The organism is Acidobacteriota bacterium (genome assembly GCA_012729555.1).
Lineage (GTDB): Bacteria > Acidobacteriota > UBA6911 > UBA6911 > UBA6911 > UBA6911.
Map to the genome: position 1 here is coordinate 12,222 of JAAYCX010000003.1, position 14,147 is coordinate 26,368.

At 63.6% G+C, this 14,147-nt stretch carries 11 protein-coding genes; 4 read left to right on the top strand and 7 right to left on the bottom strand.

Translation table 11 applies throughout. The annotated features are described in order from the left end of the window. Positions 1-362: 362 nt before the first annotated feature. From GXY47_00325 to GXY47_00335, 3 genes are all read right to left on the bottom strand, one after another. Positions 363-662, bottom strand: a complete 300-nt coding sequence (locus GXY47_00325; protein NLV29570.1) for a type II toxin-antitoxin system RelE/ParE family toxin — start codon at positions 660-662, stop codon at positions 363-365. Beyond that, positions 659-847 carry a hypothetical protein gene (locus GXY47_00330; protein NLV29571.1) on the bottom strand — a complete coding sequence of 63 codons (189 nt, stop codon included), beginning with the start codon at positions 845-847 and terminating at the stop codon, positions 659-661. The genes GXY47_00325 and GXY47_00330 overlap by 4 nt, the downstream gene beginning before the upstream one ends. Positions 848-980: 133 nt before the next feature. Next, entirely contained in the window at positions 981-2,372 is a 1,392-nt protein-coding gene (locus GXY47_00335; GenBank protein ID NLV29572.1) for an aminotransferase class V-fold PLP-dependent enzyme, read from the bottom strand. Positions 2,373-2,624: 252 nt separating this feature from the next. Between GXY47_00335 and GXY47_00340 the strand changes: the two genes are divergently transcribed. Beyond that, a complete protein-coding gene (locus tag GXY47_00340; protein ID NLV29573.1) occupies positions 2,625-3,008 on the top strand; it encodes a reactive intermediate/imine deaminase in 384 nt (127 codons plus the stop codon). Positions 3,009-3,237: 229 nt separating this feature from the next. Beyond that, complete coding sequence (locus GXY47_00345) at positions 3,238-4,182, top strand: aldo/keto reductase (GenBank protein ID NLV29574.1); 945 nt, start codon at positions 3,238-3,240, stop codon at positions 4,180-4,182. Between the two features lie 149 nt (positions 4,183-4,331). On the opposite strand, the gene GXY47_00350 is transcribed toward GXY47_00345, so the two are convergent. From GXY47_00350 to GXY47_00365, 4 genes are all read right to left on the bottom strand, one after another. Beyond that, the gene (locus GXY47_00350; GenBank protein ID NLV29575.1) at positions 4,332-4,673 is read right to left on the bottom strand and encodes a TfoX/Sxy family protein; all 342 of its coding nucleotides are present in this window, start codon (positions 4,671-4,673) and stop codon (positions 4,332-4,334) included. Between the two features lie 31 nt (positions 4,674-4,704). After that, entirely contained in the window at positions 4,705-5,292 is a 588-nt protein-coding gene (locus GXY47_00355; protein ID NLV29576.1) for a 3'-5' exonuclease, read from the bottom strand. A 177-nt stretch (positions 5,293-5,469) separates the two neighbouring features. Next, positions 5,470-7,419 (bottom strand): aconitate hydratase, encoded by a 1,950-nt coding sequence (locus tag GXY47_00360; GenBank protein ID NLV29577.1) that lies wholly within the window; start codon positions 7,417-7,419, stop codon positions 5,470-5,472. Between the two features lie 15 nt (positions 7,420-7,434). Further along, complete coding sequence (locus GXY47_00365) at positions 7,435-8,712, bottom strand: cytochrome C (GenBank protein NLV29578.1); 1,278 nt, start codon at positions 8,710-8,712, stop codon at positions 7,435-7,437. 570 nt (positions 8,713-9,282) lie between these two features. On the opposite strand from GXY47_00365, the gene GXY47_00370 reads away from it, so the two are divergent. Both GXY47_00370 and GXY47_00375 read left to right on the top strand, forming a co-directional pair. Continuing rightward, entirely contained in the window at positions 9,283-9,864 is a 582-nt protein-coding gene (locus tag GXY47_00370) for a zinc-ribbon domain-containing protein (protein ID NLV29579.1), read from the top strand. Further along, positions 9,861-14,129 (top strand): hypothetical protein, encoded by a 4,269-nt coding sequence (locus GXY47_00375; protein NLV29580.1) that lies wholly within the window; start codon positions 9,861-9,863, stop codon positions 14,127-14,129. Before GXY47_00370 ends, GXY47_00375 begins: the two co-directional genes overlap by 4 nt. The last annotated feature ends 18 nt before the right edge of the window (positions 14,130-14,147 follow it).

Sequence of the window (14,147 nt, forward strand, 5' to 3'; positions counted from 1 at the left end):
TTCGACGCGGGGAAGATCCCAGCCGGGGAAGGTGTCGTGGAAAATCAGGATTTCAGTGCGCATGACGCCGGATGGGACACCCGACGGGTGGTGCGCCGTTGCGGACCTGGAAGCCGAGGGGGGGCTGCTTCACGCGGGGTCCAACCCCGGTGCGTTTCATGACGGCTTCGCCCGTGAAGGTCTCGGGCGGAGGTTTGAGGCGGCGGGTTTTGCCGGCATCGCTCATGCCCCCGCGGCCGAGGCGGAAAAGCCGCTCCCGGACGGGGGCCTTCACCGGTTCGGGCCAGACTCACCGGTTCTCCCGAGCGCTTGCCTAAATCTTACCAAACCCTGTAATTCCCTGGTTTATGCGGATCTTCGGCTCAATCTTCTTCCTTGCTGGCGCCTAGCACATTTCGCGACCCGTGAAGCACAGCGATGACGTCGATCTGATCCGCCCTAATATGGTAGATGATCCGGTACGGTATCTCGATGACCTGGCGGATCTGATCCATGTCGTACTCCGGCACACGCCGACCGGAGAGAGGGGCATCGGCAATTTGCTGGGAACGGCGAGTGAGGCGAGCGACCATCCGCAGTGCGTACTCAGGCGAATCCTTTGCGATATACGCATAGATGGCGTCGAGGTGATCTTGCGCGGTGTCTGTCCAGTGGACTATCATTCAGGCAAACCGTACTTCGAGCGGACATCCTGCACGCTTTTCGTACGGCCGGACCGGCTGTCTGCCAGTCCGCGTTCTATGCTCTCCCGCACGTAGATCTCGTGCATCAGATCATCCCACGTCGCGTCGTCTGGGAGGCGGTCAACAAGTTTGTGGGCTTCTTCTTTCTGAACCACATTCGACATCGTCAGGTCTCCGTATTCCTTATGGACAGGATACTGGAGACGCGTTTTGACGTCAATGTCGCTGAGCCGTACGATCAGGATGGCCTCACCAGGGCAACCGCAATCCTTCGGATAAACAAACCCTGCTCTCTCCTTATCGCATCATTTCATACAGCCGGAGCATGGCGTCCACCACACCATCAATCTGCGCATGATCGTGAAACAGGTGAGTGGATATCCTCAAGGCATGGGTATTCTTTGTGTCTTCCTTATGCAGATGAAATTCGGTAGACCGGATCACGTAACCGGTTTCTCTCTTGAGGCGGTCGACAAAATCCTCGATCTTTTTCTGATCCTGCACATCCTTGAACGGATTGAAGGACGTCAGTCCGGATGTGAGTTCCGGTATGTCCGGGGAAAACAGCAGCGCGGAATCGCCAAATGCCTGCCTGATGCTCCTTTTCAGGTAGGAACTCAACCCGCAGACGTATTGCTCGATACGCTCACGGCCTATCTCTTCCCATAGATCGCAGGCATCGAGCAGGGCCTGCATGGCAGGGTAGTTTTCCTGTCCGCGGAGCCCGAACTGGCTGGAAAAATCGCTCATCTTCGACCGGTCATTGTTTATGGGCTGCGAGACATAGGGATATAAACAGCTGTTCTGAGGCCAGAGCAGGGGAAGCCTGTCGCCGTGATTTCTCAAATAAAGTATGCCCGTAGCACCCGGCCCGCATTGCCATTTATGACCGGAGGCGGCGTAAAAATCACACCCGATCCCCCTGAAATCGAGTTCCACCATACCCGCCGTGTGGGCGCCATCGATAATGGAGATCAACCCCTTTTCCCGGGCCAGGTTGCATAGGGCCCGGGCCGGGAGTCTGACTCCTGTCTTATAGGGAATATGGGAAAAGAGCAGGGCCCTGCATTTGGGGGTAATCTCTTTATCGAAGGCCTCAACCACCTGGCCCCCGTTCTCGAGATCAAGGACCGGTATCTCTACCTCCCTCAAAACAACCCCGAACCGGTCCTTGAGCACCTGAAGGGGTGAAAGAGCAGACACGTGTTCGTGGTGCGTGATCAGGATTTCGTCATTTTCTTCAAACGGAAGCCCGAAAAGGACGGTATTCAGGCCGTCCGTGGTGTTGCGCGTAAACGCGATCTCATCTTTTGTGCAGCCGAATTGCCTCCCCAGCTTTTCTCGCTGCTTACTGAGCCCGAATTCCCAGCCCAGTTCATCGGCAAAACCCATCGGGTGCCGTGCAATCACCCTGTTGTATCGGTCATAATGATCGATGACGCCTATGGGCATGGCACCCGTGGTGCCGATATTCATGTAGACCTGGTCGGGATCGAGGGCAAACTGCGCCTGTACCCTTTTCCAGAAACTCTTCTCGGGAAGGGCGGCGTCGATAACCGGTACCCTTTGTTCTGACGCAAGACATGCATTATCAAGTCCGATGACGCCCCCGGCCGCCGCCAGCCCCGCCAGCTTGAAAAACGTTCTTCTGTCCTGGTTTTCGACCTTGTTGCCAGACGATCCCTGCATGATCCCCCCCTGATGCAAGCATTGGGCTCCGGACCGGCGCCGCTTTAGAGGTTGACATGAATTCCCTGTATACGTATCCCTAAAAGATGACAAAAACATCCATTTTTTCTACTGCAGGCGGCCGGAGCCGATCGGTCAGGGACTGCCGCCTGACGATCATGCCCCTGTAAAACAAGGAGATCGCTCATGAAAAAGACGCTTCTGTTTCCCCTGCTCATTTTTGTTTTCACCGGGTGTTCCAGACAAACCGATATCCGTGAAACCCTATCCTCCCCGGATGCCCCTGCGGCCATAGGCCCTTACTCACAGGCGGTTCGTGCCGGCAATATTCTATACCTCTCGGGGCAGCTCGGTCTTGATCCCGCGACAGGAAAACTGGCCGGGGAGGATTTTGCCAGCCAGGCGCGTCAGGCTTTAAATAATCAAAAAGCGATCCTCGAGGCTGCCGGCTTTTCCTTGAAGGATGTGGTGCAATGCCAGGTATTCGTGACGGATATGAACAACTACCCTGCATTTAACGAAATCTACAAGGAGTATTTCATCTCGGATTTTCCGGCCCGGGCCGTCCTGGAGGTCTCCCGTATCCCGGCGGATGGATTGATCGAGATCATGATGACGGCCGTTCACGGCATATGACCACATTTTTCCTCAGGTGGCGGGAAAGGCTCCATCGGGGATAGCAGGGAATCCGACGGGGCCCGCGCCCATCGGCGGATACCTGCCGCCGGCGTTGTGGATCTCGGGCGGCCCCATCCGCCGCATGCGGGTCTCCTGCGGCACCCGCTCCACGTCCCTCACGAAACTCTGAACTGGAAACGCAGGACCCGTAATCCCCTATGATATGATCTATCCGGAGAAACCCATCATGAGCGGAACCAGGATCACGCGGCGGGAGTTTGTGCGCGGAGCGGCCGCGCTGGCCGGAGCCGCCATGACCTGTCAGGCCGCCGGTTTTGCCCTCCAGGCAAGGAAAACGGCGACGGACCAGGTTGCGCTGGGCAAAACCGGCATGAAGCTGAGCCGGCTCGGCATCGGCACCGGCACAATCAGCGGCAGCGTGCAAAGAGGTCTCGGGCACGATAGATTCAACGCCCTGATACGGTACGCCTACGACAGAGGGATCACCTATATCGATACGAGCGACACCTATCAGACCCACACGTGGGTGCGCGAGGCCATAAAGGGGATACCCCGGGAAAAGCTCTATATCCAGTCCAAGATCCCGACCACTTCGGGATTCGGCGGCCGGGGCGGATTCGGGGCCGCGGGCAGGCAGGCGTCGGCCCTGGAGACCCTGGACCGCTTCCGCAGGGAACTGGATGTGGATTACATCGACACGGTGTTGATTCATTGCCAGATCGCGCCCGACTGGGTCGAACAGACCAAGGCCCTGCAGGACGGACTGGAGGAAGCCAGACAAAAAAACATCATCCGCGCGCACGGCGTATCCTGCCATTCGCTTGCGGCGCTGAAAAGGGCGGCGGAGCTCCCGTGGGTCGATGTCAACCTCGTGCGCATCAATCCTCAGGGCGTCAATATGGACACAGGGGGCCGGATGGGATTCGGGATGAGCGGACCGGCCGACGTCTCCGCGGTGGTCGAACAGCTCAAAGTCATGAGGAAAAAGGATCACGGCATCATCGGCATGAAGCTGATCGGCCAGGGCCAATTCAGAACCGTCGAGGAACGCAGGAAATCCCTGACGTGGGTGCTGCAGTCGAACCTCGTCGATGCCGTGGTCGTCGGCATGAAAAGCAGAGAGGAAATCGACGAAGCCATCCTGCACATCGACAACGCCTTTGCCCTCTAGGCTTTCAGCCGTCGGCCTGCAGCCGTCCGGGCGGTCGTACTCTCCCAAGCGCGGTTACGTCGTCGGGCGGAGGGAGACCGTTCCCGGGCAGCGAAGGGGGCGGTTGATGGGTAAACGGTGGACGGTGTGGCCAAAAAGCGATTTCCGATTCAGCGATCGGGCGATCGCCGCTTCCCCTTCTTCGCCTTCGGCGCCGGCAGCGCCCCGGCGGTAATACGGATCAGCTCACTGAGCCATTCGCGGTCCTCGATCTTCTCCTCGATGAGAAAGCTCGGCTTCGCCCCCAGATACGCCGCAGCCTCCACGACATCGCCGACGTATCGTCTCCCGGCTTCGGTCGGCTTGACGAAGAGCCGGCTGTCGCACACGAGCGCCACCACCTTTCCGTCGCTGTAGAGCGCATATTCGCCGAACATCTTGCGGCAGGTGATGGTACCCGCATCTTCGAGTTGGTCGACGATGAAGTCGACGAAGCTTTTGTCGATTGCCATGGTTCCCCGCTTATGGAAACAGTTGGAATCCTCACACGGCAATCCGTTTCCTCCCCGTCTTCAAAAACGCCGCTTCCGGCACCCCCGACCCTTCCGCCCGCAGGACGATCTTCGCGCACGCGAGCGCATCGGATGCGGCATCGTGGTGCTGCAGGTCGATGCCGAACCGGCCGCACACATCGGAGAGTCTCGTGGGCCTGATGTCCCAGAGGTTGCGTGCGAGACGCATGGTGCAGAGGTACCTGGCATCGGGCGGCTTCCTGCCGTGTCTGTTGCAGCATTCGTCAAGCACGCCCCGGTCGAAGGCGGCATTGTGCGCGGCGATAAAATCGGCTCCTTCGAAAAGCGGCGCAATTTCCGCCCAGAGCTCGCCGAAGTCGGGTTTGTCGGCGACATCTTCCCAGCCGATACCGTGCAGCCAGGTAAACCGGAAGCAACGGCGCGGCGGCCGGATGAGTCCCGAGAATTGCCTGACGATCCTCCCGTTTTCGACCACCACCACCCCGACCGCGCACGCGCTGTCGCGGCCATAGTCGGCCGTTTCGAAGTCGAGAGCGACGAAACGCGAAAAATGGACGTGGGGCGGTTCTGCTTTCCTGGTTTTTCGTCGCGGGGACATGGATTGCCGCATCATTGGCCCTGAGGATGTGAAGGATCCCCCGCCCTTTTCGTCCGGGCGGCCGGATTCGCTCCCCAAATATAACCGCAGGAAGTGACGCCATCAAGTATTGGACCTGCCCCTTCCCAATGCCGGGCCGATATTTCCCGGTGGCGGTGATCGGTCCGGAAAAGGCGGTTACGTGTTCCGGGCGCCCGCGTGCTTCACGAAATTGAGCGCGCCCCCGGCCAGGAGTTTCCGCCGGTCGCGATCGGAGACGTCCAGGATCGCGACGATTTCCCGCCCGCCGATCCTGACCGGGATCTCGGACGCCCCCGCGGCGACGAGATGTCTCACCCCCGGGAACAGGACCGTATCGTCCTGGCGTACGAGGTCGTAGTCCGAGGGATTCCTGAACGTCAGCGGCAGGATGCCGAAGTTGACCAGGTTGGCCTTGTGGATGCGGGCGATGCTCTTGGCGATCTTAGCCCGGATCCCCAGGCAGCGGGGGGCGAGGGCCGCGTGCTCCCGCGACGACCCCTGGCCGTAGTTCTCCCCCCCGATCACCACCCCGTTCGCCCGGGTCCGCGCCCGCTCCGCGAATCCGGGGTCGAGCGGCTCGAAGACGAACCTGCTGATGGCGGGGATATTGCTGCGCAACGGCAAGACCCGGTTCCCGGCCGGCATGATGGTATCGGTGGAGATGTCGTCGCCCACTTTCAGGATTACGGAAGCCTCTAGCTCCTCCGGAAGCTCGTCGAACCGCGGGAGCGGGACGATATTCGGGCCTGTCACCACCTCCACCCGCGCGGCCTGTTCCGGCGGGAGCGGGAACAGGATGCCCGCGTCGTCCAGGAGATATCTTTCCGGGTTCGTCACCGCCGGCCACGGCAGCAGCTCCCCGAGTTTGCGCGGATCGGTGATCCGGCCGAAGAGAGCGGCCGCCGCCGCGGTTTCCGGCGAGCAGAGATACACCCGGTCGTCCCGGGTGCCGCTGCGGCCGGGGAAGTTCCGGGGGAAGGTCCGCAGGGACACCTGGCCCGTCCCCGGCGCCTGCCCCATGCCTATGCACCCGAGGCAGCCGGGCTGGTGAATCTGGGCTCCGGCCCGCAGCAGCATCAGCACGCCCCCCCGGGCCGCGACGTTCTCGAGCACCTGCCGGCTCCCCGGGTTGATGTTCAGGGAGATGCGGGGCGCGATGCGCCTTCCCTCCAGGATCCGGCAGACGGTCATCAGGTCGCGAAAGGAGGAATTGACCGAACTCCCGATGATCACCTGGTCGACCGGGGTGCCCGCCGCCTCGGCGACGGGCACGACGTTGCCGGGGGAGGAAGGGCGGGCGATCAGGGGCTCCACCCGCGAGAGGTCGATCTCGTCGTACTCGTCGTAGGCGGCATCCGGGTCGGCGGCGAGCGGCTGCCAGGCGGAACCCCGCCCCTCGGACTCCAGGAACTCCCGGGTCCGGCGGTCGGAAGGAAAGAGCGAAGAGGTGGCCCCGAGTTCGGCGCCCATGTTGCCGATGGTGCCGCGATCGGTGGCCGACAGGGTTTCCACGCCGGGCCCGTAATACTCGATGATCTTCCCGAGCCCCCCCTCGACCGTATGGCGGCGGAGCATCTCCAGGATCACGTCCTTTCCCGATACCCAGGGCTGGAGCCTTCCGGTGAGCCGGATCCCCCAGATCGCCGGGCAGGCGAGATGGAACGGGTGCCCCGCCATGGCGATCGCCACATCCAGGCCGCCGGCGCCGATGGCCAGCATCCCGAGGCCGGCCGCCGTCGGGGTGTGGGAATCGGCGCCGAGCAGGATCCTGCCCGGGACGCCGAAGCGTTCCAGGTGCACCTGGTGCGAGACTCCGTTCCCCGCCCGGGAAAGGTGGAGGCCGAAACGCTGCGCCGCCGTCGTCAGGAAAGCGTGATCGTCGGCGTTCCGGTTGTCGGTCTGAAGCAGGTTGTGGTCGATGTACTGCGCCGCCAGCTCGATGCCCACCCGTTCGGCCCCCAGGGCCATGAACTCCAGCATCGCCATGGTACCCGTGGCGTCCTGCAGCAGGGCGTGATCGATCCGGATCGCGATCTCGGATCCCGGTTTCAGTTCCCCCTGCACCAGGTGCGCCTCGAGGATTTTCGCAGCCAGGTTCTCGCCCACGTGTCTCCTTTCCAGTCATCGGCCCCCTGCGGCCGGCGTTTCCGTCCGGCGGTTTTTTCGCAGGACATCACCTAGGTATTGGATTTCGGTCAGGCTCTGCTTCAATTCGCTCCATCCATACCAGAAGGCGTAATCGGGGTTGGCGTGGAACGCACCCTGAAACGCGCGCATCCGATGCTGCTGGAACATGATGAAGAGCTTCTGTTCGATCGGGGTGGGGGCATCGTGAAAGGCGAACAGGTCGGGGAACGCAAACTCGTAGCTTTCAGGCTTTTCCAGGATGCCGTCCCGGTAAAGCGCCGCGACGGTCCGGATCGCCTCCGCCATCACGCGATCGGCTTCGCGTATCATGAAATCGCCCTTGGCCAGCTCGCCCCGGGCAAAATTCCCGCTGTGGCACCGGCTGCACGCGGCCAGCATCCGGTCCCTTTCCCGCTGCCATTCCTCCCGGTTGAGGCGCGCCATCTGGGCGCCCTGGACTACCAGCAGGCGGCTGGTGGTGTTTTTATCCTCCCCCAGGATATGGAGCGCCTGCAGGATGGTGGAAACGTCCTCCTCCCATTGAGGGTCCTCCGGCATGGGGAAGCGAAGGCCGAGGAAGCCCCAGGCGGTGCGCACCTCGTGATTGCCCTCCGGCATGTGGCAGGTCTGGCACGCCGGCGCCGCAGCGGTATCCGGCAGCACGCCGCCCTGTTTCAGCAGCAAGCGCACGCCGTGCTTGGAGGCCGAATACATCTCCCATTGCGCGTGGTCGAAGCCCATGTGGCAGGTCCGGCAGGCCTGCGGCTGCCGCGCTTCCACGACCGAAAAAGTGTGCCTCGTGTGACAGGCGTCGCAGGACGCGGTGCCGAACCCGGGGGAGTCCTGTTTGATCAGCCGGAGGTCGTCCTCGGTTTTCACTCCGATCTTATGGCATCCCCCGCAGCCCTTCACACCCTCGGTGGCCCCGGCCGGCTGCCAATGCATCGTGGGCATGGACTTCATCGCCGCCCAGGCGAGGGCATGCTTTCCCGCTTTGTACTGCCGGACGCGTTCGGCATGGCAGGGGGCGCAGGTTTCGGGCCCGGGGATCCGGGCCAGGGCCGCGTCGGCCGCCGAATGGTGCAGGTTTCCGTGGCAGGCGGCGCAATCCAGCCCGATCGCCCCGTGCCGGCTGATCTTCCAGTCGTTGACGATGCCGGGCGAGGTCGTGGCGTGGCAATCCACGCACTCCGACGCGGCGGCCGGGAGGGCGCAGTACAGGAGCGCCAGGGTCCATGGAAACAGAAGCGGGAATCGGCCCGGGATGTTCATGGTTGTTTTCCCTCCGGATGGGTTCACTGCCCGCGGATGGGGAACGCCAGGATCCGCGCCCGCAAAATCGGGATGCTGTTATTCATAATCATCCCCGGCCGGGCGGGCCCCGTCAACCGCAATCGGAGCCGGGCCGCACAGGGCGGCGCCATCGGGCGTCATGCTCCATCGGGACCGCGGCCGGGAGCAAGGCTTCCGAAATTCAGGTCCCGGCGGATCCGGCCCACTTCTTCTTGACTGGAGCGGCTTTATATCCGAAGATCCCCGCGAAGAAGATCGAAAGTGAAGCACAACCCTATCGATGGCCGAAAGGGTTCAAGGGATATCGAAGAGATGGCCGCGCCGGGAAGCACGCTGTTCCCGGCCTGATTTTTCGTGGCGGCGGGGCCCCTCCCCGGTGCGACACGCCCGAGCGGCCGAATCCGGATGCGCGGGAGGGCGTTCCCTCGAGGGAGCGCTCACCCGAACGGGAAGCGGGGGCGCCCTCCCGTGCAAAAGCACGGACGCCTGCACATCGAAGTCAGCGACCTGGAAGCCGCGATGACAACAATCCGTTCACTATGCGGACGCATGCTCGTATGGACCGTCCTTGTCCTGTGCGGAACCGGCCTGCTGCTGCAGGACAGCGTCAGCGAGTACGCCTATTACCGGTTCGGCCTCTCCTTGCGCAAGGAGGAGTGGAGCTTCCTGTTTATGGGCCTGGTCAATGCCGCCTATGCCCTGATCCTCCTGCTGAAGCTGACTGCGGCCGTGTGGCGCCGGTTCAAGGCGCCCCCCGGCGGGAGTGTGAGCCGCCTGGCGCGCGAATGGGTCGTGTGGTTGTTGATCCTTTTCTGCGCAGCCGGGCTATGCCTGACCGAAGGCGAGGATATCAGCGCCTTTTTCCTGATCGCGGCGAATGCGGTTTATGTCCTGGTCCTGCTGATCCGGATGTTCGCGGCCCTGGCCCGCGGGCAAAGGAAGCCGGAAGGGCGGGTCCGCCACCCCGGCGCCCCGACCATCCCCTCCCGGCCGATCGACCCGGAGACCGCCTCCCCGGCGCGCCCGAAATACTGTTCCGCCTGCGGCGCCGGACTGGAGCCGGGGGACCGTTACTGTCCGCAATGCGGCCAAGAGCTTTCCGGACCCTCCCCGGAAGGGGAACCGGCATGAAGCGACGCCTTCTCCCCTTCATCAGGAGCCTCGCGATCTCGGGCATCGTCTTTGCCGCCGGTTATGCAATATCCCTGGAGCACAGGGCGGCCGGCATCCTCTTTCTTGCGCTCTATTCCACCTTCATGGTGGTGCGGGCCTACCGGAAACCGATTCCACTCGGCTTTTTGACGGCCCTGCTTCCGGGCCTGATGGCCTCCCTTTCCTACGCCATTCAGAGCGGCGTCATGGACTACGGCGATTCGGACCTGCCCCTGATCGGTCTCCTCCTCGGCATCGTGCCCGGAACCCTCATGGGCGCCGGGCACCGGGTCTATGCCGCGAACGGCCGCCTCTGGGCCAGAAAGGGGTTCCCGTACCTGCTGCTGTGGGGCGTTTCCTACCTGATCACCCAGGTCGCCGCGCTCGCGGGCGTCCGGGAGATTTCCGGGGGGGCCCTGGCCCTGTCCGGGTTTACGACCTCGTCGCTGGCGATCCTCTCGCTTTTCCTGGCCGCAAAATATCGCAGGGGCAAGCGAAAGTTCTTCAGCCCGGTCGTGTCCTCCGCGGCGATATCTCTCGTCCTGTTGCCCGCCTTCATCGCCACGGCGCCCGAATCCTCCAACGCGGGAAAGACGACGGCGCGGGATGCGGAAGAAGCCCTGTCCCTGCTGGTCGCCCATGGCGATATCGTGCGTCATTTCCCCGGGTTCGGAAATTCCCGGGAGGAGCGCTGGAACCTGGACGGCAATCCGCTCTTCGGGAAACCGGGCAATCCCGACAGCTCCGCGGAAGTAAGGTATGCCGCCCGGAATGTCGGCAGGCTGCAACTGCAGCTCTGGGCAGGCGGTGAACCGAAGCTGCCGGTTCTGCTGAAAGAGATGGACAGGGACTCCGATCCTTTGAACCGCGAGTGGTATCCGCATCGATGGCAGTCCGGAAATATCTTCGTTTGCGCCGCGCATGGCGACAGCCCGGGCGGATCTTATCAGGGCCACGCATATGTCGAGTACGGGCCATGGTTTCTGGAGGTGGAATACGACGATTATTCGGAATCGGCCGACGTACTGGGCGCCCTGAGGCGCTTCGCGACCTTTCTCGAAGAGAGGCTTGTCGATATCGAGTACGCGCGAAACGGCGGGGGCTCCTTTGCAGTCGTCCCGCCGGGAGGCGGAAAAACGGACATATCCGCGACCCAGGAGGTTGCCGATGCCGGTGCGGCCGCCGCCCTTATTCAACTGCTGGCGGCCGCGATCATGGCTGCCGCCGCCTCGGGCGCCTCGACCGGCGCCGGCGCCGCCGGAACCGCGGAAGACCCGGGTTATGAGGATCTGAACAGGTCCGGAGAAGCGCTTCCATCGACGCGGTTGGCGGACCCGGATACGGGAGAGCCGCTTCCGGAGGAGAAGGGGAGGTACCTGGTTTGGGGCCGATGGGTCGATGGGGATGAAGCGGTGCGCTGGGTGCGCGAGCGGGAATCCGCCCGGGCGGCCCGCAGCGCCGAGATCGACAGGCGCTTTGCCGATGAACGGGCCGGGAGGCAGGCCCAAGCGGATGCCGATCACCGGGCCCGAGGCGATCGCTACGATGCCGCCGACGGGACCTGGTATACGGCCGGGTACGATCAGGCGCGGCTGGCGGAAGCCCGACAAGCGGCCCGGAAAAGATTCAGCGCCGAAATGCTGGAAAAGAACCGCAACCACGCGGCCGATCGATTGCGCGGGATGCTTGCGGCGGAGGGGACCGACGCCGGCGTCGTGGATGCCATGATCGCCGCGGGGCAGTGGGATGACGTATGCAGCATGTTCCGCGACAGGGTGTACCAGGGGATAAAGGATTCCATTGCGCAGCATGCGGCCGAGCGCCGCTGGGAGACGGCGGCCCAGGTCGGGGAGTACGCGGCCACCGTGGTCGAAAACGCGTCCAAGGCAAGCATCGTGGCGCTGGCGGGGGGACCGGCATGGATTGCCGCCGGGGGATCCGCGCTCACGGGAATGGGCGCGGCCGCGGTGGCTACCGGCGCCATCGGCGCCGCCGGTGAAACCACCTCCGCGGTGCTGGATGTTGAGGAGATGCTGCGCAAGACCCCGATTACGCGGAAAAACCGCTTTGACGTCGCCTATGATATCTCAACCCACGTGGCCAAGGGCTTCGGCGCCGGATTCGTTTCCGGGGCCAAGGATGGGGCCATCGGTGTGTATTGCGGTCGGCCCGGTCTCGGAAAGTCTGTGAAGATCCTGCTTCCGGCGGCGGGCGATTTCGTGGAAACCGGGCTGCGGACCAGGGACCTGTCCAAGGCGGCGAAGACCGGAGCGCTCTCCGCGGCCGGGGAATACCTGGGCGGGAAAATCGACGGCATCCATGGCCGCATGGCCCGGGAAGCGGCGGGAACGGCGCTTTCGGCCGCGTCGGGGGGCGCGGGCAGCTATATCAACGGAGGCGATTTCGGCGAGGGCGCCATCAAGGGAATCGCCGGCAGGGTCGGCTCCAAGCTGGGGGACGCGGTCGCCCGGGGCCGTTCCGATCCGGGGCAGCTTCAGAATCCTGAAGCAGCCATGGAAGCCGATGCGGCGTCGCATCGCTCCGCTGCCGACGGTGAAGCGGAAGCCAGGCTGCGGAAAACCCTGGATGACGCCGCAGCCGAAAGGAATCGCACCATCCCGATCGAGGACCAGCCCGAAATCATCCGGAAACTTCACGAGTCGATGCGGGACGTCGAGGACACCGATCCCGCAACCGGTCGTTCCAGGATCGTCAAAAAGGTGGACCCGAAGCTCGCTTGCGACCAATTGCGCGACACCGCCTCGAGCCGCCTCGCCAAGCAGGCGGATCCGGAACTCAGGGAGGCCATGATCCGGACCCGGCAGGAGGACCTGTACGATCCCCCCGCCCGGGCGACCATCGAGCGGGTCGCACAGAAGCCGGAAGTCCAGGCCATGATGCGGCCGGGAGACAGACTCGTGCTCGAAGGGTATTCCACGCCCGGCGCCCCTCCGTCGCTCGGGGCGGACCGGGACGGAATCATGTGCATCCTGCGCACCGATCCGGAAACAGGGAACGTGCAGCGGATCCAGCTCGACGGGAAACATTGGCACGACGCCGCCTACGAGGAATTTCACAAGCACACCATCCAGTACGCCAACCGCGACGCCAACGGCAACATCACGCCGGAAACGGAGCCGGACTACCACCGGAGGCTGGAAGAGCTCGACTACCTCAAAAAACGCCCGCTGGACCGGGAAACCATCGATCGTGTGCACGACCAGGTCCGGCGGAAGGTGAACGCGCAGATAGCGGCGGAAGACCTCTCCTTGAAGGAATCCGGCCGCCCCCCGGTGAGCGAGGCGGAGCGCCAGGCCCGGATCCAGGCGGGCGTCAAGACCCGTATCGACCGCCTCAACGGCCAGTTTCTTTCCGAGGACCAGGTCAGGGCCCGCGCCTGGGCCGCCAGCCGGAACCAGGTCTTTACCGACCCCTATCATGTCGAGGCCAGCCGCGACAATTCCAACCAGGCCCTGGCGGTGGTCACCGCCCCGGACGGGACCCGGAAGGTCGAAAGGGTGGAAATCGGCGTCGAAGTCGAAGGTACGGTGCGCCCGATCCGGGACGCGTTCGGCGAAGTCCGGACGGGCCCGGGCACGGTCGAAGGTCAGTCGGGCTCGAGACGCGGCATGATGGATTCCGAGGCGGCGGCCGGCATGTGGAAGCGGAAATCGGGGGATTATGTGGACGGCAATCTTCCGGAAGCCCTCGCGCAGACACAGAAAGGCATCGCGCAGCAGATCAGGTTTATCGACGGGCAGCGCCGGGCGGGCATCCCGGTTCCGCCGCTGAAAGCCCATGACGCCGAGGCCATGACAATCCTGTCGGATCCAGGGCTGGCGACGGCGGACCCGGATACCCTGCAACAGGCCGATGCGCAGCTCCGGTCGATCCGGAAGGAGGATGGGACACCGGCGTATCCGGGTGGCATCCGGGAAGCGATCGAAAAGATTCCCGAGCAGAACCGGGTGCGGGATCTGGCCATCAGGGCGCAGGGAATTCCGGCTCAGGGCCCTCCGGCTCCGGCGGCACCGGAGGATGGGGTGACGGATGCCTCCGAAACCGTCCGGACGGCCGAAGGCCCGCTTGCGTCCGACGCCAACCGGAGCGGCATGCGGCATGGGGTTTCCAACCCCCGGACGGATGATCTGGAGGAACGGATCCGCCGGCTGGAAGAGGAGCGCGACCGGCTGGCCCGCCGGATAGCCGAGCGGGACAAGGGTCCCGAGGGAGGGAACGCGTGAGGAGAGCCGCGATTTCCA

Coding starts and splice junctions, on each gene's coding strand:
- GXY47_00325 (NLV29570.1), bottom strand. CDS start 662: ATGATAGTCCACTGGACAGACACCGCGCAAGATCACCTCGACGCCATC.
- GXY47_00330 (NLV29571.1), bottom strand. CDS start 847: ATGTCGAATGTGGTTCAGAAAGAAGAAGCCCACAAACTTGTTGACCGC.
- GXY47_00335 (NLV29572.1), bottom strand. CDS start 2,372: ATGCAGGGATCGTCTGGCAACAAGGTCGAAAACCAGGACAGAAGAACG.
- GXY47_00345 (NLV29574.1), top strand. CDS start 3,238: ATGAGCGGAACCAGGATCACGCGGCGGGAGTTTGTGCGCGGAGCGGCC.
- GXY47_00350 (NLV29575.1), bottom strand. CDS start 4,673: ATGGCAATCGACAAAAGCTTCGTCGACTTCATCGTCGACCAACTCGAA.
- GXY47_00355 (NLV29576.1), bottom strand. CDS start 5,292: ATGTCCCCGCGACGAAAAACCAGGAAAGCAGAACCGCCCCACGTCCAT.
- GXY47_00365 (NLV29578.1), bottom strand. CDS start 8,712: ATGAACATCCCGGGCCGATTCCCGCTTCTGTTTCCATGGACCCTGGCG.
- GXY47_00370 (NLV29579.1), top strand. CDS start 9,283: ATGCTCGTATGGACCGTCCTTGTCCTGTGCGGAACCGGCCTGCTGCTG.
- GXY47_00375 (NLV29580.1), top strand. CDS start 9,861: ATGAAGCGACGCCTTCTCCCCTTCATCAGGAGCCTCGCGATCTCGGGC.